The sequence below is a fragment of the Streptomyces sp. NPDC041796 genome, from assembly GCF_055590785.1.
Genome location: NZ_JBVJAH010000010.1, coordinates 125,987 through 143,893 on the forward strand (window position 1 = coordinate 125,987; position 17,907 = coordinate 143,893).

At 72.6% G+C, this 17,907-nt stretch carries 16 protein-coding genes; 8 read left to right on the plus strand and 8 right to left on the minus strand.

The window, feature by feature from the left end:
* Positions 1–46: 46 nt before the first annotated feature.
* Entirely contained in the window at positions 47–1,849 is a 1,803-nt protein-coding gene (locus ACZ6C1_RS21555) for an ABC-F family ATP-binding cassette domain-containing protein (RefSeq protein ID WP_469242797.1), read from the minus strand.
* Positions 1,850–1,951: 102 nt separating this feature from the next.
* On the opposite strand from ACZ6C1_RS21555, the gene ACZ6C1_RS21560 reads away from it, so the two are divergent.
* Entirely contained in the window at positions 1,952–2,608 is a 657-nt protein-coding gene (locus tag ACZ6C1_RS21560) for a lipoprotein (protein ID WP_469242798.1), read from the plus strand.
* 247 nt (positions 2,609–2,855) lie between these two features.
* Here the strand turns inward: ACZ6C1_RS21560 and ACZ6C1_RS21565 are convergent, their stop codons facing one another.
* From ACZ6C1_RS21565 to rsmI, 7 genes are all read right to left on the minus strand, one after another.
* A complete protein-coding gene (locus ACZ6C1_RS21565; RefSeq protein ID WP_469242799.1) occupies positions 2,856–4,145 on the minus strand; it encodes an acyltransferase family protein in 1,290 nt (429 codons plus the stop codon).
* A gap of 48 nt (positions 4,146–4,193) precedes the next feature.
* A complete protein-coding gene (locus ACZ6C1_RS21570) occupies positions 4,194–5,099 on the minus strand; it encodes a 4-(cytidine 5'-diphospho)-2-C-methyl-D-erythritol kinase (protein WP_469242800.1) in 906 nt (301 codons plus the stop codon).
* Positions 5,096–5,959: a 16S rRNA (adenine(1518)-N(6)/adenine(1519)-N(6))-dimethyltransferase RsmA gene (gene rsmA / locus ACZ6C1_RS21575; protein ID WP_469242801.1), complete on the minus strand. Its 864-nt coding sequence runs from the start codon at positions 5,957–5,959 to the stop codon at positions 5,096–5,098. Before rsmA ends, ACZ6C1_RS21570 begins: the two co-directional genes overlap by 4 nt.
* Positions 5,956–7,554 (minus strand): ubiquitin-like domain-containing protein, encoded by a 1,599-nt coding sequence (locus ACZ6C1_RS21580; protein WP_469242990.1) that lies wholly within the window; start codon positions 7,552–7,554, stop codon positions 5,956–5,958. Before ACZ6C1_RS21580 ends, rsmA begins: the two co-directional genes overlap by 4 nt.
* A gap of 308 nt (positions 7,555–7,862) precedes the next feature.
* A complete protein-coding gene (locus ACZ6C1_RS21585; RefSeq protein ID WP_469242802.1) occupies positions 7,863–8,732 on the minus strand; it encodes a TatD family hydrolase in 870 nt (289 codons plus the stop codon).
* Between the two features lie 28 nt (positions 8,733–8,760).
* On the minus strand, positions 8,761–9,171 hold the full coding sequence (locus ACZ6C1_RS21590) for a hypothetical protein (protein WP_469242803.1): 411 nt from the start codon (positions 9,169–9,171) through the stop codon (positions 8,761–8,763).
* Positions 9,172–9,298: 127 nt separating this feature from the next.
* On the minus strand, positions 9,299–10,198 hold the full coding sequence (gene rsmI, locus ACZ6C1_RS21595; protein WP_469242804.1) for a 16S rRNA (cytidine(1402)-2'-O)-methyltransferase: 900 nt from the start codon (positions 10,196–10,198) through the stop codon (positions 9,299–9,301).
* 52 nt (positions 10,199–10,250) lie between these two features.
* On the opposite strand from rsmI, the gene ACZ6C1_RS21600 reads away from it, so the two are divergent.
* The 7 genes from ACZ6C1_RS21600 (at position 10,251) to ACZ6C1_RS21630 (ending at position 17,902) form a co-directional block, all read left to right on the plus strand.
* Positions 10,251–11,984 (plus strand): dolichyl-phosphate-mannose--protein mannosyltransferase, encoded by a 1,734-nt coding sequence (locus tag ACZ6C1_RS21600; protein WP_469242805.1) that lies wholly within the window; start codon positions 10,251–10,253, stop codon positions 11,982–11,984.
* Between the two features lie 493 nt (positions 11,985–12,477).
* Positions 12,478–12,945: a hypothetical protein gene (locus ACZ6C1_RS21605; protein ID WP_469242806.1), complete on the plus strand. Its 468-nt coding sequence runs from the start codon at positions 12,478–12,480 to the stop codon at positions 12,943–12,945.
* Positions 12,946–12,983: 38 nt separating this feature from the next.
* Entirely contained in the window at positions 12,984–13,136 is a 153-nt protein-coding gene (locus ACZ6C1_RS21610; RefSeq protein ID WP_469243002.1) for a hypothetical protein, read from the plus strand.
* A gap of 1,182 nt (positions 13,137–14,318) precedes the next feature.
* A complete protein-coding gene (locus tag ACZ6C1_RS21615; RefSeq protein WP_469242807.1) occupies positions 14,319–15,956 on the plus strand; it encodes a penicillin-binding transpeptidase domain-containing protein in 1,638 nt (545 codons plus the stop codon).
* 9 nt (positions 15,957–15,965) lie between these two features.
* Positions 15,966–16,484 (plus strand): YbaK/EbsC family protein, encoded by a 519-nt coding sequence (locus ACZ6C1_RS21620; RefSeq protein WP_469242808.1) that lies wholly within the window; start codon positions 15,966–15,968, stop codon positions 16,482–16,484.
* Entirely contained in the window at positions 16,481–17,332 is an 852-nt protein-coding gene (locus tag ACZ6C1_RS21625; RefSeq protein WP_469242809.1) for an EamA family transporter, read from the plus strand. Before ACZ6C1_RS21620 ends, ACZ6C1_RS21625 begins: the two co-directional genes overlap by 4 nt.
* A gap of 147 nt (positions 17,333–17,479) precedes the next feature.
* Positions 17,480–17,902, plus strand: coding sequence for a hypothetical protein (locus ACZ6C1_RS21630; RefSeq protein ID WP_469242810.1), 423 nt, complete (start codon positions 17,480–17,482; stop codon positions 17,900–17,902).
* Positions 17,903–17,907 lie beyond the last annotated feature (5 nt).

Consider the following 17,907-nt stretch of genomic DNA (forward strand, 5'->3'; position numbering starts at 1 on the left):
GCCCTCGTTACCGGCTCTCCACGCCTTCGCCACCTCCCCCTGAGGGTCAGGCGTCTTCGGCGAGTTCCAGCCAGCGCATCTCCAAGTCCTCGCGCTGCGCGGCCAGTTCCCGGAGCTCGGCGTCCAGCTTCGCCACCTTCTCGAAGTCCGTGGCGTTATCGGCGATTTGGGTGTGCAGTTTGGCCTCCTTCTCGGAGACCTTGTCGAGCTGGCGCTCGATCTTCTGCAGCTCCTTCTTCGCGGCCCGGGCGTCGCCGGCCGACTTCTCCTTGGCGGGCACGGACGCCACGGCCGGTACGGGGGCGGCCGTCTCGATCATCCTCTGGCGCCGCTCCAGGTACTCGTCGATCCCGCGCGGCAGCATCCGCAGAGTGGCGTCACCGAGGAGCGCGTACGTCTTGTCCGTCGTCCGCTCGATGAAGAACCGGTCGTGGGAGATGACGACCATCGAACCGGGCCAGCCGTCGAGGAGGTCCTCCAGTTGCGTGAGGGTCTCGATGTCCAGGTCGTTGGTCGGCTCGTCCAGGAAGAGGACGTTCGGCTCGTCCATCAGCAGCCGCAGGAGCTGCAGCCGGCGCCGCTCACCGCCGGACAGGTCACCGACGGGCGTCCACTGCTTCTCCTTGGTGAAGCCGAACTGCTCGCACAGCTGCCCCGCCGTCATCTCCCGGCCCTTGCCGAGGTCGACCCGGTCGCGCACCTGCTGGACGGCCTCCAGCACCCGCAGCGTCGCCGGGAGTTCGGCGACGTCCTGCGACAGGTAGGCCAGGCGGACCGTCTTGCCGACGACGATCCGCCCGCCCGCCGGCTGCTGCTCGCCCTGCGAGGTGGCCGCGTCGGCGAGGGCCCGCAGCAACGAGGTCTTGCCCGCGCCGTTGACGCCGACCAGGCCGATGCGGTCGCCGGGGCCGAGCTGCCAGGTGAGGTGCTTCAGCAGCACCTTCGGCCCGGCGGTGACGGTCACGTCCTCCAGGTCGAAGACGGTCCTGCCGAGCCGGGCGTTGGCGAACTTCATCAGCTCGCTGGTGTCACGCGGCGGCGGTACGTCGGCGATCAGCTCGTTGGCGGCCTCGATGCGGTAGCGCGGCTTGGAGGTACGGGCGGGGGCGCCGCGCCGCAGCCAGGCCAGCTCCTTGCGCATCAGGTTCTGCCGCTTGGCCTCCTCGGTGGCGGCGATGCGCTCACGCTCGGCACGGGCGAAGACGTAGTCGGAGTAGCCGCCCTCGTACTCGTGGACCGCGCCGCGCTGGACGTCCCACATCCGCGTACAGACCTGGTCGAGGAACCAGCGGTCGTGGGTGACGCAGACGAGCGCGGAGCGCCGCGCCTGGAGGTGGCGGGCCAGCCAGGCGATGCCCTCGACGTCGAGGTGGTTCGTCGGCTCGTCGAGGACGATCAGGTCCTGCTCGGCGATCAGCAGCTTCGCGAGCGCGATACGGCGCCGCTCACCACCGGACAGCGGACCGATCACGGTGTCGAGGCCCTGGGGGAAGCCCGGCAGGTCCAGCCCGCCGAACAGCCCGGTCAGCACGTCCCGGATCTTGGCGCTACCGGCCCACTCGTGGTCGGCGAGGTCGCCGATGACCTCGTGCCGGACGGTGGCGGCCGGGTCGAGCGAGTCGTGCTGCGTGAGCACACCGGTGCGCAGCCCGCCGCTGTGTGTGACCCGCCCGGAGTCGGCCTCCTCCAGCTTGGCGATCATCCGGATGAGGGTGGTCTTGCCGTCCCCGTTGCGCCCGACGACACCGATCCGGTCCCCCTCCGAGACGCCGAGGGAGACACCGTCGAGCAGGGCACGGGTGCCGTACACCTTGCTGACTGCCTCGACATTGACGAGGTTGACTGCCATTTCACTCCTGTGCAGGGGGACGGGCCGACCTACCAGGGTAGCCGCCGCGGGCGGTGCGCTAGCGTGCGGCGTTCGATCGATCGGTCAGGCACAGGGGTGGGGATGGTCATGGGGCGGTACGGGATGCTGCGGGGCGTCGCTGCGGCGGCGGTGGCGGGAGCGGTGCTGACGGGGTGCTCGTCCCCGCCGGAGGCGCCGGAGGCGAAGCCCTCCGCCAAGGCACCCGGCGCGACCGCGGCGACGGAGGGCGGGCCCGAGCCGCTGAAGGGCGTCGCGATCGGCGGCAAGGGGACACCGTGCCCGCTGCCCGTGACGTTCGAGACGGCGCCCAAGTGGACCGCCGAGAAGGTGACGGTGTCCGAGGACCCTGACTTCGCCGAGCTGGCCGAGCAGGGCCCGGTCACCGTCGTCTGCGAGGTGGACGCCAAGCCGGCCGGGAACATCGGCTTCATCCGTGTCTGGACGGGCGACGACGCCAAGGCGACGCCGCGCACGGTGCTCGAGGGGTTCGTGGGCGCCGAGAAGAACGCCTCGAAGGCCGCGTACACGGAGACGAAGGCGGGCACGCTGCCGGCCACCGAGGTGACCTTCACGGTCAGCAGCGAGTTCACCGACGGGCCCAAGCCCGAACGCGCCTACGCCGTCGCCACGCCGCGCGGCGTGGTCGTGGTGCACCTGGGCGGGCTGGACGCCGAGGAGCACAAGGCGATGCTCCCGGCGTACGAGCTGGCGAAGCGTACGACCGCGCTGTCGGGCTGACCCGGCCGCCCCTCGTAGTCCGGCCCGGCCGCACCTCACGGTCGGCCCGCCCCGGCCCGGCCGCGCGAGCCGGGCGGGCGGCGGACGTCCCCCGCCCGGCGGTGCCCCCACGCGACGCGGCCTCTCCCGGACCCGCCGCCCCCGGGCCGGGCCACCGTGGGGGCGGTCCGGCTCGGCGCCGCGGTGCGCCGCCGCCCGGGCGCGCACGGCCCGTCCTCCGTACGCGCCGGACACGACGGGGCGTCGGTCAGGACGGGGTGCGGCCCGCGCGTTCCACCAGGAGCCAGCCCGCCAGGGCCATACCGACCGCGACCGGGGCGGTGACGGGGACGGCGATCAGGAGTGCCGAGCGGCCCTCCAGCAGGCCGCCGAAGCCGACCATCGACAGGCCGAGCACACCGAGCAGGCACAGCGTGATGCCGAGCGCCGCCATGGGTGACGAGCCCCCCGCGGCGGACGGGCGGGCCCCGGGCCGCTCGAAGGCCCGGAACGCGGCGACCAGCAGGGCCGTCACCGCCGCCGCGACCGCCAGCCGCACCGGCACCTGCGCCCACCACGCGGCGGACGCCGGTTCCGGCAGCGGCACGTCCAGCGCGAGCATCGCGCCGTACACGCCGAGCATCGCCGTCAGGTGCCACAGGAACGCCGTCATGGCGACGCCGTTCGCCGCGACGACCGCCCGCCACACGGCGGGGCGCCCCGCCAGGCGCGCACCCGGGGCCCGCAGCAGTTCCACCGCGCCGACCAGCCACAGGCCGTGGCACAGCAGGGCGAGCGTCGGCGGCGCCATGTTGGAGACCTTCTCGCCCGGCATGCCGACCATGGACAGCGGGTACGGCCCCAGGGCCACCAGGGCCGCCGCGCCCACCAGGCCGGTCACGGCGAGCAGCGACGGCATCCGGATGCGGCCGTCCGCCCGCAGGAAGCCGAGCTGGTGCACGGCCAGCCACACGAAGGCGAAGTTCAGGAACTCGACGTACGGCACGCCAGCCGCGAACCGCAGGACGTCCACCAGGGCCGCGCCCGCGACCAGCGCGCCGAACGCGCCCCACCCGTACCGCTCGTGCAGCCTCAGCAGCGGCGGGGTGAACGCCACCATCGCGAGGTAGATGCCGATGAACCACAGCGGCTGGGCGACCAGGCGCAGCGCCACTCCGGTCAGGCCGCCGTCACCGCCCAGCAGTTGGACGACGAGCGCGGCGGCCGTCCACACCCCGATGAACACCATCGTCGGCCGGAGCAGGCGCTGCAGCCGGGACCGCAGGAACGTGGCGTAGCCGGGGCGCGAGCGGTACGACAGGGCGTGGGAGAAGCCCCCGACGAAGAAGAACACCGGCATGATCTGAAGCCCCCAGGTGAGCAGTTGCAGCTCGGGGACGACGGCCAGCAGGTTGCCGATGGAGCCGTCGGCGGTGACGGCGGCCATCAGCCAGTGGCCGAGCACCACGGTCGCGAGGGACGCGACCCGCAGCAGGTCGATGTACCGGTCGCGGGTGTCGGGGGTGCGGGCGGCTAGCTCCGCGACGCTGATTGCCATGCCGGTACGGTCCCGGACGGGGCCGTACCGTCATCAGCGCTCTCGTACTCAGGTGCGGATCTGAGTAGCTCCCGGTGCCGGGGAGGTCGCGACCCGGGCGGTGCGGCAGGTGCCGGAGGCGAGCAGGGCGTCGGCGACCGTGCGGGCCGCCTCCCCGTCCTTGACCAGGAACGCGGTCGTCGGCCCGGAACCGGAGACCAGGCCCGCCAGGGCGCCCGCGGCGGTGCCGGCGGCCAGCGTGCCGGCGAGGGACGGGCGCAGGGAGAGGGCGGCGGGCTGGAGGTCGTTGACGAGGGCGCCGGCCAGCAGCGCGGTGTCACCGGTGCGCAGCGCCTCCAGCAGGGCGGGCGAGGCGGCCGGGGCGGGGACGTCCGTGCCGTCCACGAGCCGGTCGAACTCCCCGTACACCGCGGGCGTCGACAGGCCGCCGTCCGCGACCGCGAACACCCAGTGGAAGGTGCCGCCCACCTCCAGCGGCGTCAGCCGTTCGCCGCGCCCGGTGCCGAGAGCCGCCCCGCCGACGAGGCTGAACGGCACGTCGCTGCCGAGCTCGGCGCAGATGTCGAGGAGTTCGTCGCGGGACGCGCCCGTGCCCCACAGGGCGTCGCACGCGAGGAGCGCGCCCGCGCCGTCCGCGCTGCCGCCCGCCATGCCACCGGCGACGGGGATGTCCTTGGCGATGTGGATGTGGACGTCCGGGGAGATGCCGTGCCGCGCGGCGAGGGCGATCGCCGCCCGGGCCGCGAGGTTCGTGGTGTCCAGCGGCACCTGGTCCGCGTCGGGGCCCGAGCAGGTGATCCGCAGCCCGTCGGCGGGGGTCACCGTCACCTCGTCGTACAGCGAGACGGCGAGGAAGACGTTGGCCAGGTCGTGGAAGCCGTCCGGTCGTGCCGCGCCGACCGCGAGCTGGACGTTGACCTTCGCCGGAACTCGTACGGTGATGCTCTCGGTCACGCTGACTTGGCCTCCGCGATGCGTGCGAACTCTTCGACGGTGAGGGACTCGCCCCGCGCCTGCGGCGAGACGCCGGCGGCGACCAGTGCCGCCTCGGCGGCGGCCGGGGAGCCGGCCCAGCCTGCCAGGGCGGCGCGCAGTGTCTTGCGGCGCTGGGCGAAGGCGGCGTCGACGACGGCGAAGACCTCCCGCTTCGACGCCGTGGTCCTCAGCGGCTCGGAGCGCCGGACCAGGGACACCAGGCCCGAGTCGACGTTGGGCGCGGGCCAGAAGACGTTGCGGCCGATGGCGCCGGCCCGCTTGACCTCCGCGTACCAGTTGGCCTTGACCGACGGGACGCCGTAGACCTTGTTGCCGGGCCGGGCCGCGAGCCGGTCGGCGACCTCGGCCTGGACCATGACGAGGGTGCGCTCGATGGTCGGGAAGCGGTCGAGCATGTGCAGCAGGACGGGCACGGCGACGTTGTACGGGAGGTTCGCCACGAGCGCGGTCGGCGGCGGGCCGGGCAGCTCCTCGACGTGCATCGCGTCGGAGTGGACGAGCGCGAAACGGTCCTTCTTCGCCGGCATGCGGGCGGCGATCGTGGCGGGCAGGGCGCCCGCCAGAACGTCGTCGATCTCGACGGCGATCACCCGGTCCGCCGCCTCCAGCAGCGCCAGGGTCAGCGACCCGAGCCCGGGCCCGACCTCCACGACGACGTCCTCGGGACGGACCTCCGCCGTGCGGACGATGCGCCGGACGGTGTTGGCGTCGATGACGAAGTTCTGGCCGCGCTGCTTGGTGGGGCGTACACCCAGCGCGGCGGCCAGTTCACGGATGTCGGCGGGGCCGAGGAGGGCGTCGGGATCAGTGGTGCTCACCGATACAGCCTACGGCCGCAGTGCGGCCACGGGCTCGCCCCCCGCTGCACGTAGAGCTTCTTCGCCCGGTATGTCTGTTCGGACGCGGGGGCGTCCTGGGCGACGCCGCTGCCGCCGAGGGAGCGCCAGGTGCCGGGGTCGAACTGGTACAGCCCGCCGTAGGTGCCGGAGGCGTCCACGGCGTCGGGCCGGCCGCCGGACTCGCACTGGGCGAGGGCGCCCCAGTTCAGGTGGTCGGCGCCGGCGACGGAGGTGGGCTGGGGCTTGGTGCCGACCAGCACGCGCCGGTCGACCGGATCCCGTACGACCTCCTCGGCGATCCTGCGGGGCCTGAGCTGGACGCCGTTGACCGTGCGCAGGGAGTACGTCACCCGGCGCGAACCCTGCCGCCCCTGTCGTTCGACGACTTCGGTGCCCTTGTAGAGGGAGGGGTCCTCGACACGTTCGACGTCGTAGGGGATGGGCTCCTCGCGGACCTCCCTGGTGTCGGTGATCCGCATGATGGTGATCGTCTGTCCGTCCCGCGGGAAGCTGGAGGGCGGTACGGAGGTGGTGTCCCGGCCGCTGAGGGTGAGCCCCGCCTGTGCGACGGCCTCGCGGACGGTGGCGGCGTTGGTGCGGATGGTGCGCTCGCGCCCGTCGGCCATGAAGGTCACGGTGCGTTCGGTGCGTACGTCGAGGGCGAGGCCGCGCCGCGAGATGGCGGCGGAGCGGGAGACCGACAGGTACGCGCCCTCGGCGCGGACGCCGAGCGCGCGCAGCGCCTCCTCGACGGTCCGGGCCGTGGTCCAGATCTGGCGGCGCTGGCCGTCGAGGGTGAGGGTGACGGGGCGGCCGTAGCGGAGGACGACCTCGTCACCGCTGGCGAGGGCCTGGCCGGGACCGGGGGCGACGAGGTCGTGCTCGCCGATGGCGAGGCCCTCGTCGGCGAGGAGCTCGGAGACGTCGTCGGCGAAGGTGTGCATGGTGCGGGGCACTCCGTCGACGCTGAGCCGTACGGCCTTGTCGTCGGCGACGAACGCGCTGGTGCCGCCGGCGAGGAACGCCACGACGAGGGCCTTCGGGACCAGCCGCCGCAGCCCTTCGGGGCCACCGGTCCCGGTCGCCCTGCGGCGGCGCGCGGCGCGGCGGGCCCGGGCGCGGCCGCCGGGGGCCACGGCCGTGAGGGTGGGCGCCTCGGGATCGACCCCGTGTCCGGGCTCCTGCCCGTGTCCCCCGCCCTGCCCGTGGCCGGAACCCGGCCCGTACCCGGCCCCGGAACCCGGCCCGTACCCGGAGCCCTGCGCGTAGTGGTCGGGGGCCGGCCCGTACCCGGCGCCCTGCCCGTACCCGGCGCCCTGCCCGTATCCGGCGCCCTGCCCGTAGAACTCGGAGCCTGGCCCGTGACCGGCGCCCTGCCCGGCCGACCCGGCAGCGCGTCGGGCACCCGGCCCGTACTCGGCTCCCGTACCTCCGCCGTACCAGGCGCCTGGCGCGTCCTCGTACCCGTATCCCGCTCCGGGCCCGTATCCCGCTCCGTCCCCGTATCCCGCTCCCGGACCGAACCCGGCCCCGGCTCCCGGGTCGTCGCCGGTTCCGGCGCCCTGGCGTGGCAGCGCCCGGTAGACGGCGACCGGCGAGGGGTCGGCCGGAGAATCGGAGCCGTCCGGTGCCGGGGCGGCCGGGGGCGCCGGAGTCGGCAGGGGGAAACCGGGCGCGGTCGACGTCCGTGGCAGGTCCCACGCCTCGTACCCGACCCCGTACCCCGCCTCGTGCCCCGCCGCCACCGGGGCGGCGGCGCGGTGACTGCCCTGGGAGTTGCTCACGAGGCCGGGACCCTAGCGGAGGGGGAGTCACTCTCCAAAGCGATTCGACTACGCTGTGTCGCGTCGCTACGCTGAGCGGCCGACGAGCCCGTTATCGGTCAGTAATCAAAGGCACGCGCGGTGTTGACGGCGATCGCGGTCGACATGGCCTCCTCGTCGATCCCCCGCACCCGCGCCATCGCGCGGACCGTGATCGGAACGAGATACGGGGCGTTGGGCCGTCCGCGGTACGGCACGGGCGTCAGGAACGGGGCGTCGGTCTCGACGAGGACCAGCTCCAGCGGGGCGACGGCGAGCGCGTCGCGCAGCGGCTGGGCGTTCTTGAAGGTGACGTTCCCGGCGAAGGACATGAAGTACCCGGCCTCCGCGCAGATCCGCGCCATGTCGGCGTCGCCGGAGTAGCAGTGGAAGACGGTCCGCTCCGGTGCGCCCTCCTCGGCGAGGATCCGCAGGACGTCGTCGTGGGCGTCGCGGTCGTGGATGACGAGCGCCTTTCCGTGACGCTTGGCGATCTCGATGTGGGCCCGGAAGGAGCGTTCCTGGGCGGCCGTGCCCTCGGGGCCGGTGCGGAAGAAGTCGAGCCCGGTCTCCCCGACCGCCTTGACCTCCGGCAGCGCGGCGAGCCGGTCGATCTCGGCGAGCGCGTCGTCGAGCGCCGCGTCGCCGCCGGCCTCGCGGGCGCCCTGCCGGGACCAGCCGTCGGGGTCCCCGAACACGATCCGCGGGGCTTCGTTGGGGTGCAGGGCGACCGCCGCGTGCACCTGGGGGTGCGCGGCGGCCGTCTCCGCGGCCCAGCGGGAGCCCTTGAGGTCGCAACCCACCTGGACCACCGTGTCGACGCCGACGGCGGCGGCCCTGGCGAGGGCCTCCTCGACGGTGCCGGACTGCATGTCCAGGTGGGTGTGGGAATCGGCGACCGGCACCCCGAGGGGCTCGGGCAGCGGCGGCGGGGCGTCCTTGGAACTCATGCCCCGATCGTACGGAAGAGGCCGGACGCTACTTGCGGTGGAAGGCGTGCAGCAGGTCCGACAGGTGCCAGTGGTGCGGCTCCTTGGCCGGCGGCGCTTCCGCGGCCTCGGCCGCGGTCCGCTCTTGGCCGAGGGACGGCCCGGCGGACCCGACGGAGCCCTTCGACGGCTCGGCCTGATGCTGGGCGAGCAGATCGAGCACCGAGGAGACCTGGCCGGCCCGCATGATCCGGACGCGGTGCCGTCCGCAGTTCAGGCAGGTGGGGTTGGAGAGCGGTGACGGCACCCGGCGGCCGTCCGCCTTGTAGACGACGAACTCATGGCCGCTGATGTCGGTGTGGTGCTCGATGTCGTACGCCTGCTCCCAGCCGTACCCGCAGTTCATGCAGGCGAAGGCGTATGCCTCATGGCCGACCGGAGTGCTTGTGGTCTCGCTCATGCCAGCTCCTTTCCACTGCACCAGTGGACGCCTTTACGGGCGGGAGTGCGTAGGCACCTGCCGAATGTTGGACCGGTTTTTGGGCTTCCTATGCCGAAAGGCCTGCCGCACGGTCTGGTCTTTGCTCTTACGATAGTCCTTTACCGTCCGACGAGCGCCCGCGAGAGGCGTTCTTCGCGGCGACGACGGCGTCGAAGACCTCGCGCTTGGGCAGGCCCGCCTCGGCGGCGACCGCGGCGATGGCTTCCTTGCGACGCTCCCCCGCCTCCTCACGTACCTGCACCCGGCGCACCAGCTCGGCCGCGTCCAGTTCGGCGGGTCCGGTCTCGGGGGCGCCCTCGACGACGACGGTGATCTCACCGCGTACACCTTCGGCCGCCCACGCCGCCAGCTCGCCGACGCCGCCGCGCTTGACCTCCTCGTACGTCTTGGTCAGCTCCCGGCAGACCGCGGCCCGCCGGTCGGCGCCGAACACCTCGGCCATCGCGGCGAGCGTGTCGTCGAGGCGGTGCGGGGCCTCGAAGTAGACGAGCGTGCGCCGCTCGGCGGCGACCTCGCGGAGACGGGACAGGCGCTCGCCGGCCTTGCGGGGCAGGAAGCCCTCGAAGCAGAACCGGTCGACGGGCAGCCCGGACAGCGCGAGCGCGGTCAGGACGGCCGACGGGCCGGGTACGGCGGTGACCTTGATGTCCCGCTCGACGGCGGCGGCGACCAGCCGGTAGCCGGGGTCCGAGACGGACGGCATGCCCGCGTCGGTGACCAGCAGCACCCGTGCGCCGCCCGCGAGGGCCTCGACCAGTTCGGGTGTCCGGGCGGACTCGTTGCCCTCGAAGTACGACACGACCCGCCCTGTGGTGTGCACACCGAGCGCCTGGGTCAGCCGGCGCAGCCGCCGGGTGTCCTCCGCGGCGACGATGTCGGCCGTCTCCAACTCGGCGGCGAGGCGGGGCGGGGCGTCCGCGACGTCTCCGATCGGGGTCCCTGCGAGTACGAGCGTTCCGGTCACCGTTCCTGTCACAGGGGTCATCCTCGCAGCCCGGACGGGCGACGCGCACAGGCGCGTTCCCTACGATGGCGCGGTGACCAGTACTGCTCATAGGGCCCTGCACGGGCAGGACGCCGGGAAAGAGCCGCCTCCGTGGCAGCAGCGCCTGCGCCGTTTCGGCTACGTGCCGAGGCCGGTGACGGGCCTGCGCGAGCGGTTGGTGCCGCCGTACGCCCGTCCCTCGGACCGGGTGTGGACGGTGCTCGGCGCCCCGCCCGGGGTGGCCGAGGGGCTGTGGCGGCTGGCGGCGTGGGGAGGGCCGCTGCTGGTGGCGCTCGTCGCGGGGCTGCTGCGGTTCTGGAACCTGGGGCAGCCCCACGCGGTGATATTCGACGAGACGTACTACGCCAAGGACGCCTGGGCGCTGATCAACCAGGGGTACGAGGGGTCGTGGCCGAAGGACGTCGACGCGTCGATCCTGAAGAACCCCGACGCGGTGGCCGTCCCGACGGACCCGGGGTACGTGGTGCACCCGCCGGTCGGCAAGTGGGTCATCGGACTGGGTGAGCACCTCTTCGGGTTCACCCCGTTCGGCTGGCGCTTCATGGTGGCGGTGCTGGGCACGCTGTCGGTGCTGATGCTGTGCCGGATCGGGCGGCGGCTGTTCCGGTCCACGTTCCTGGGCTGCCTGGCGGGCGCGCTTCTGGCCGTGGACGGACTGCACTTCGTGATGAGCCGCACGGCGCTGCTCGACCAGGTGCTGATGTTCTTCGTCCTGGCCGCGTTCGGGTGTCTGCTGGCGGACCGGGACCGGGCCCGGTCGAGGCTCGCCGCCGCGCTGCCGGTGGACGAGGACGGGCTGCTGCGGCCGGACGCGTGGATCGCCGGCACGCTGCGCCTGGGGTGGCGGCCGTGGCGGATCGCGGCGGGCGTGATGCTGGGCCTGGCGGCGGCCACCAAGTGGAACGGCCTGTACATCATGGCCGCGTTCGGGGTGATGACGGTCCTGTGGGACGTGGGCGCCCGCCGCACCGCCGGTGCCTTCCGGCCGTACGAGAGCGTCCTGAAGCGGGACCTGCTGCCCGCGTTCGTCTCGACGGTGCCGGTGGCGATCGTGACGTACATCGTGTCGTGGTCGGGCTGGATCTTCACGGACAAGGGCTACTTCCGGAACTGGGCCGCCACCGAGGGCAAGGGCAGTTCGTGGTCGTGGCTGTTCCCCGACTGGTGGCGCAGCCTGTGGCACTACGAGTCCGAGGTCTACGGCTTCCACGTCAACCTGACGTCGGGCCACACGTACGAGTCGAACCCGTGGAGCTGGATCGTCCTCGGCCGGCCCGTCTCGTACTTCTACGAGGACCCGGCGGCCGGCCGGGACGGCTGCCCGGCGAACGCCACGGAGAAGTGCGCGCGCGAAGTGCTGGCCATCGGTACCCCACTGCTGTGGTGGGCGGCGTGCTTCGCGGTCCTGTACATCCTGTGGCGCTGGTTCTTCCGGCGCGACTGGCGGGCGGGCGCGATCGCCTGCGCGATCGCGGCGGGCTGGGTGCCGTGGTTCCACTACCAGGAGCGCACCATCTTCCTCTTCTACGCGGTGGTCTTCGTGCCGTTCCTGTGCCTGGCGGTGGCGATGATGATCGGCGCGATGCTGGGCCCCCCGGGCACGAACGAGGCGGCCGAACGCCGACGCACGATCGGCGCGGTCGGCGCGGGGGTGCTGGTGCTGCTCATCGTCTGGAACTTCATCTACTTCTGGCCCCTCTACACGGGCGAGTCGATCCCGATGGGCGACTGGCGCGACCGGATGTGGCTGGACACCTGGGTGTAGCGGGGCAGACACACCACGAGGGCGCGGCGGCCGGCCGCGCCCTCGTGGTCGTTGTGGGTTGCCGGTGGCTGCCGTTGGCCCCCTCGGACGGCCCGGGGACGGCCCGGCTCCAGCACAGGTACACCTGGTCAGAGACTGGTCAAAGCTACGGGGCTCAGCGCTGCTTTGTAAGCCTGGCGCCCCTCCCGGACACGTCCTCACTGGTCACCAGCGGTACGGGACGCTGATGCTCCGCTCCGCTGGCACCGCATGCGCCCTGGAGAGGTCGAGCACAACTCCGCCCGTGGCCCGCCCGCGAGGGCCCAAATCGCCGTGCTGCGAAGGTTTGCCGGAAGTGCGAAGCTGGATCTGGCCTTACGGAGAAGCTGCTGACCCTCGTGGCTCGCGGCTCAGTCACGGGCTGAACGCTCCGGCGGCCAGGGTGTGCTCGTGGAGTCCGCCCCGCACCACCAGACCGACCAGCGCGGCGCCCTTCCCGGAAGTGAGGCAACGCATGGACTTCGAGCTGACTTATGACATGCTCGGAAACCGTTTGCGCGGAATCGGCGGTGTGCCGATCACTTACGACCAGCTGGGCAGCCGACCCCGCACCCTCGGCCCACGGACACTCGAATACGACCTACTTGGTTCACGCCTGCGCGCCGTGGGCGCCGCCGAGATCACCTACAGTCGGTGGGCCAACCTGCCGCGCAAAGTCGGCCAGTGGAGCTGCACACACAGCAAGTTCGCCTCCCGCCTGCTGAGCATCGGCCCTCATGAACTGAGATATGACCGACTCGGCAGCCGTGTGCGTGCCATTGGCCCCCTCGAGATCTTCTACGACCGACTCGGCACACGCCCCAATCGAGTGCGGCTGCCCGGCGAGGGTGAGTTGCTGCCTGACGATCTCCTCCTCGCGCTCTTCCTCGTGCTGTACTGGCAAGAGGAGGAGGAGAGCGCGGCGGCTGCCCGGCGAGGGTGAGCGCCCTCGGCCGTCCCTACGCAGGTCAGACCGTGCACGTGTCGGACACGACGATCACCGTCGAGCTGGACGGCCAGGCCGCGCGCGGCCAGTACATCGACCCGCGCGCCGCGCGGACCACGTTCCGGCAGTACGCGGAACGAGGGGGCAAGACGCACACGGGCAAGATCAACAGCCGCGAGGCCGCGTAGCGTCGTCTCCGTCTGCACGCCTATCCCCACATCGGCTCCCCGCCCGCTCGGCTCCTTCGAGCCGGAGCGCATCCGAGCCTGGATCGCCGCGCTGGAGGCCACCGTGCCGGCGGAGCCGCACCGCCGCATCATCGGCACAGTCTCCGCGGCGCCGAGCGCGGCGGTGGACGACGGGCTCCTCAGCGAGAACCCGTGCCGCGCCCGCACGGTGCAGCTACCGAGGCCGGGCACGCCGCGCGTCGTCCCGTGGACGGCAGACAGGTCTTCGGCGTACGCGCTGCCCTCTCCGGCGCTACCAGGCCGCTGTGGACGCCGGGGCAGGATGCGGGCTTCGACCGGGCGAGATCTTCGGTCTGGCTGTCGATGAACTCGACTACGGCGTGGATGCCCATACGCCAGGTTTCGCCACCCCCGCGCGCCCGCCAACTGCGCCTTCAGATTTCGCCACCCCGATACGCCACCACGTCGCAAGGCCGTTTCGCCACCGAAACCGGGGCAATCCGCTCCTGGATCGCTCGGCCATGCTTGAGGGATCCCGCTGACTTGCGGTTATCTCTCCAGTGACGTCGGGCGGCGGGATCGCCCGGCGCCGCGGACTCCCCGCGCACGCGCGAAAGGCCTGGTTCCGGGTGGCACCCCGGAACCAGGCCGGTGCGCGGGACAGGGTGGGTCCGGCCGAGCATGCAGCGGTCGGGCTCACTCACCCTGACCAGCCGTCCGGCTCACCCCTCATGCGTCATCCCCAACGTTCGACGCATCCCGCGATGGCAGTGACCGTGGTGAGGAACAGAGCCGCCAATTGCACCCAGTCGGACCGCCGCCGCCGTGTGCCGCGCCTCCGCCTCGTCGATCGCACCATCTCGTCCGGTCTCCCGTCTCTCGGCCTTCCCAACGGCGTTGGGACCTGCCGGCAGTCGGCAGGCGTTCGGAGGAGAGACACAATCGGACGTCCGGCAACTTACCGGTCCGCCGGGACCGCATACGACCGCGCACGCTTTTCGCCAGGGTTCGCCACTCTCAACTCCCGCCTCCGCCACGCGCGGTACCCGCCCGGGCGCAGTGACCTCCCCCACGTTCCGGTCGGGTAACAACCGCCCCGTGGCGTCAGTACCGTCCCGTAGGGTGACTCCAGTTACGCGCTTGAACGTGTTCAAGCGGGCTCCTGGGGAGGGGGACTGCACGATGCGCAGTGGAGCGAAGGTCGCCATCGTCGGCGGGGTGTTCACCGTCGTGGCGGGTGGTGTGGGGTACGGGGCGTACAACCTCTGGAACGGGATCACGGGCGGGGCGGACGGCACCACCACGTCGGCCGCGGCGCCGTTGAAGGCGGGCAGCGGGCCGGTGACCGCCGAGGAGGTCGAGCGGACGGCCGGGGACTTCCTCGCGGCGTGGGCGAAGGGGGACCACGCGACGGCCGGGGACCTGACCAATGACGCCGGCACCGCCACCCCGGCCGTCGCGGGCTTCCGGGAGAAGGCCCATGTGTCGAAGGCGGTCATCACCCCGGGTACGCCGGTGGGTTCGAAGGTGCCGTTCACGGTCGACGCGACGGTGACGTACGAGGGGCGGTCCAAGCCTCTGCGGTACGCCTCGGAGCTCACCGTCGTCCGGGGTGTCACCACCGGCAAGCCGCTGGTCGACTGGCAGCCGTCGGTGATCCACCCGAAGCTGACCGGCCAGTCCGTGCTGCGCACGGGCGAGGCACCCAACCCGCCGCTCGAGGCCGTCGACCGCAACGGGGTGGAGCTGACGGCGGAGAAGTACCCGTCGCTCGTGCCGGTCCTCGACCAGCTGCGCGAGAAGTACGGCTCCGACGCGGGCGGGAAGCCCGGCATCGAGACGTGGATCGAGGCCACGGACGAGGGCGGGGCGGACCAGACGCTGCTGACGCTCGCCAAGGGCGTGCCGGGCAAGTTGCGGACGACGCTGGACGCGGACGTGCAGGCGGCGGCCGAGCGGGCGGTGAAACGGTACGCCGAGTCGTCGGTCGTGGCCGTCAAGCCGAGCACCGGGGAGATACGGGCGGTCGCCAACAACCGCAAGGACGCGTTCAACGCGGCGTTCAAGGGCCGGCAGGCGCCCGGCTCGACGATGAAAATCGTGACGGCGGCCATGCTGCTGGAGAAGGGCCTGGTGAGCGCGGACCGCCCGGCCCCCTGCCCGAAGGACGTGATGTACCAGGGCCGGACCTTCCACAACCTGGACCACTTCGACCTCCCGGAGGGAAGCACCTTCAAGGAGAGCTTCAAGAGGTCCTGCAACACGGCCTTCATCAAGCTGATCGACGACGTCGGCGACGACGCGGCGCTGGGCAGGACGGCCAGGGACGTCTTCGGCATCGGCCTGAACTGGCAGACGGGCGTCGCCACCGAGGACGGTTCCGTGCCGGAGGCGACGGGCGGGGAGGCGGCCGCCCAGTACATCGGGCAGGGCACCATCCAGATGAACGTCCTCAACGTCGCGTCGATCACCGCGACCGCGAAGCACGGCAGCTTCAAACAGCCGGTCATCGTGCCGCGCGGCCTGGACGACCGGCCGGTCGCCACCGCCTCCCGGAGCCTGGAGCCCGCCGCGGCCCAGCAACTGCGCGAGATGATGCGCGCCACGGCGACCAGCGGGACGGCCGCCCGGGCCATGGCCGGGGTCGGCGGGGACAAGGGCGCCAAGACCGGCTCGGCCGAGGTCGGTGACCAGGCGGACCCCAACAGCTGGTTCGCCGCCTTCGCCGGTGACCTCGCGGCCGCCGCGGTCGTCCAGTCCGGCGGCCACGGCGGGGACGCGGCGGGACCGCTCGTGGCCTCCGTGCTGAACGCCCGGTAACCCGCTCGCATGGCCCGTACAGCTACCGCTAGCGTGCGGGCCATGAGCGCTTCACTCGCCCACCCCCGTTTCGCCGAGGCCCTGAGCGCACTCGGTCTGCACGACGTCGAGGTCCGCCGCTTCCCCGACGCCACCCGCACCGCCGCCCAGGCCGCCGCCGCGATCGGCTGCGACCCGTCCGAGATCGTCAAGTCACTGGTCTTCGCCGCGGACGGGGTACCGGTCCTGGTCCTGATGGACGGCTCGTCGCGGGTCGACGTCGAGCGGGTACGGCAGGAGCTGGGCGCCGGCGCCGTGACGCGGGCGGACGCGGACCTCGTACGGGAGACGACGGGTTACGCGATCGGCGGAGTGCCGCCTTTCGGGCACGTGACACGCACACGGGTGCTGGCCGACCGGGGGCTGCTCGACCACGACGTGGTGTGGGCGGCGGCCGGGACGCCGCACACGGTGTTCCCGCTCGCCCCCGGGGCGCTGATCGCCCACGCGGGGGGCACCCTGGTCGACGTGCGCGAGCGCCCGGCGTGACGCCGCTGGTGGCCGCCGCCGTACTGCTGGCGGCGGTGACCCACGCCGGCTGGAACGCGATGGCCCACCACATCCGGGACCAGTTGCTGTCCTTCACGCTCATATCCGGTGGCGGGGCGCTGTTCGGCGCGGTCATGGCCTGCTTCACCCCGCTGCCGGCCGCCGCCGCCTGGCCGTACCTGTTGCTGTCCGCGGTCCTGCACATCGGTTACATGGCCCTGCTGATGCGTTCGTTCACGCTCGGCGACTTCGGGCAGATGTACCCGATCGCGCGGGGCACGGCCCCGCTGGTCGTCACCCTCCTCGCGGCCGTGCTCGTCGACGAGCTCCCCGACGGCCGGCAGCTCACCGGTGTGGCGGTCGCCTGCGCGGGCCTGGTGGGCCTGGCGCTGTGGGGCATCCGCGGCGCGGGTGGCCGTCCCCACTGGCCCGCGATACTCGCCGCCCTCGCCACCGGCCTGGTGATCGCCGGCTACACGGTGGTGGACGGCGTCGGCGTCCGCGCCTCGGGCACCCCGCTCGGCTACATCGCGTGGCTGATGGCCCTCCAGGGCCTCGCGATCCCGGCGTACACCCTCCACCGCCGCGGCACCGCCCTGGCCGCCCAGCTCCGCCCGCACGCGGCCCTCGGGGTCCTCGGCGCGGCGCTCGCCATCTCGGCCTACGCGCTGGTGCTCTGGGCGCAGACCCGCGCGCCGCTGGCGCCGATCGCCGCCCTGCGCGAATCGTCCATCATCGTCGGCGCGGCCATCGGCGCCCTGTTCTTCAAGGAACGCTTCGGCGCCCCCAGGATCGCGGCGGCGGGCGTGATGGTGGTGGGCATCGGGCTGATGCTGCACGTGGGGTGAGCCGTCGCGGCGACCCGCGCGTCCGCGTTCGACGGGCACCTCCCGCACGCTGTGATCAGTCGCACACTTGATCTAATTATCTGCGCTCCCGGCCGGTGTCGCATAGCGTGATTGACGACCAACTCGCTTCATCCAAAGGGGGATTGCATGCGTGCCACCATGACCAAGCGGCGTACGCGCGCGCTCGTCGGTACGCTGACGGCACTGGCCGTCGGCGTGCCCGCCGTGAGTGCTGTGGCTGCCGAGATCAGCGGCAGCCGACTGCCCTTCAGCGTCGCCACCGCGGGAAGCCGTGAGGACGGCGACCGCTGGCGGGGCGCCGGAAGCGGCCACGCCAAGGCCTGTGGCGATGTGCCGGTCAACGACACGCGGACGTTCAGCGCCTACATTTACGAGGACCGGAGCTTCCGCCCCGACCCGCAGATCGCCAGCACGTCGCGGAGCTACCGCTCCGGCTACGGCTGCGGTGCCTACAAGGACACCAGCACCGGCAGCAAGTACTACACCAAGGCCACCTGGGCGGGCATTCCCGGGAGCCGCGCGACCGGTTACGTGAACGCCCAGAACTGATCAGG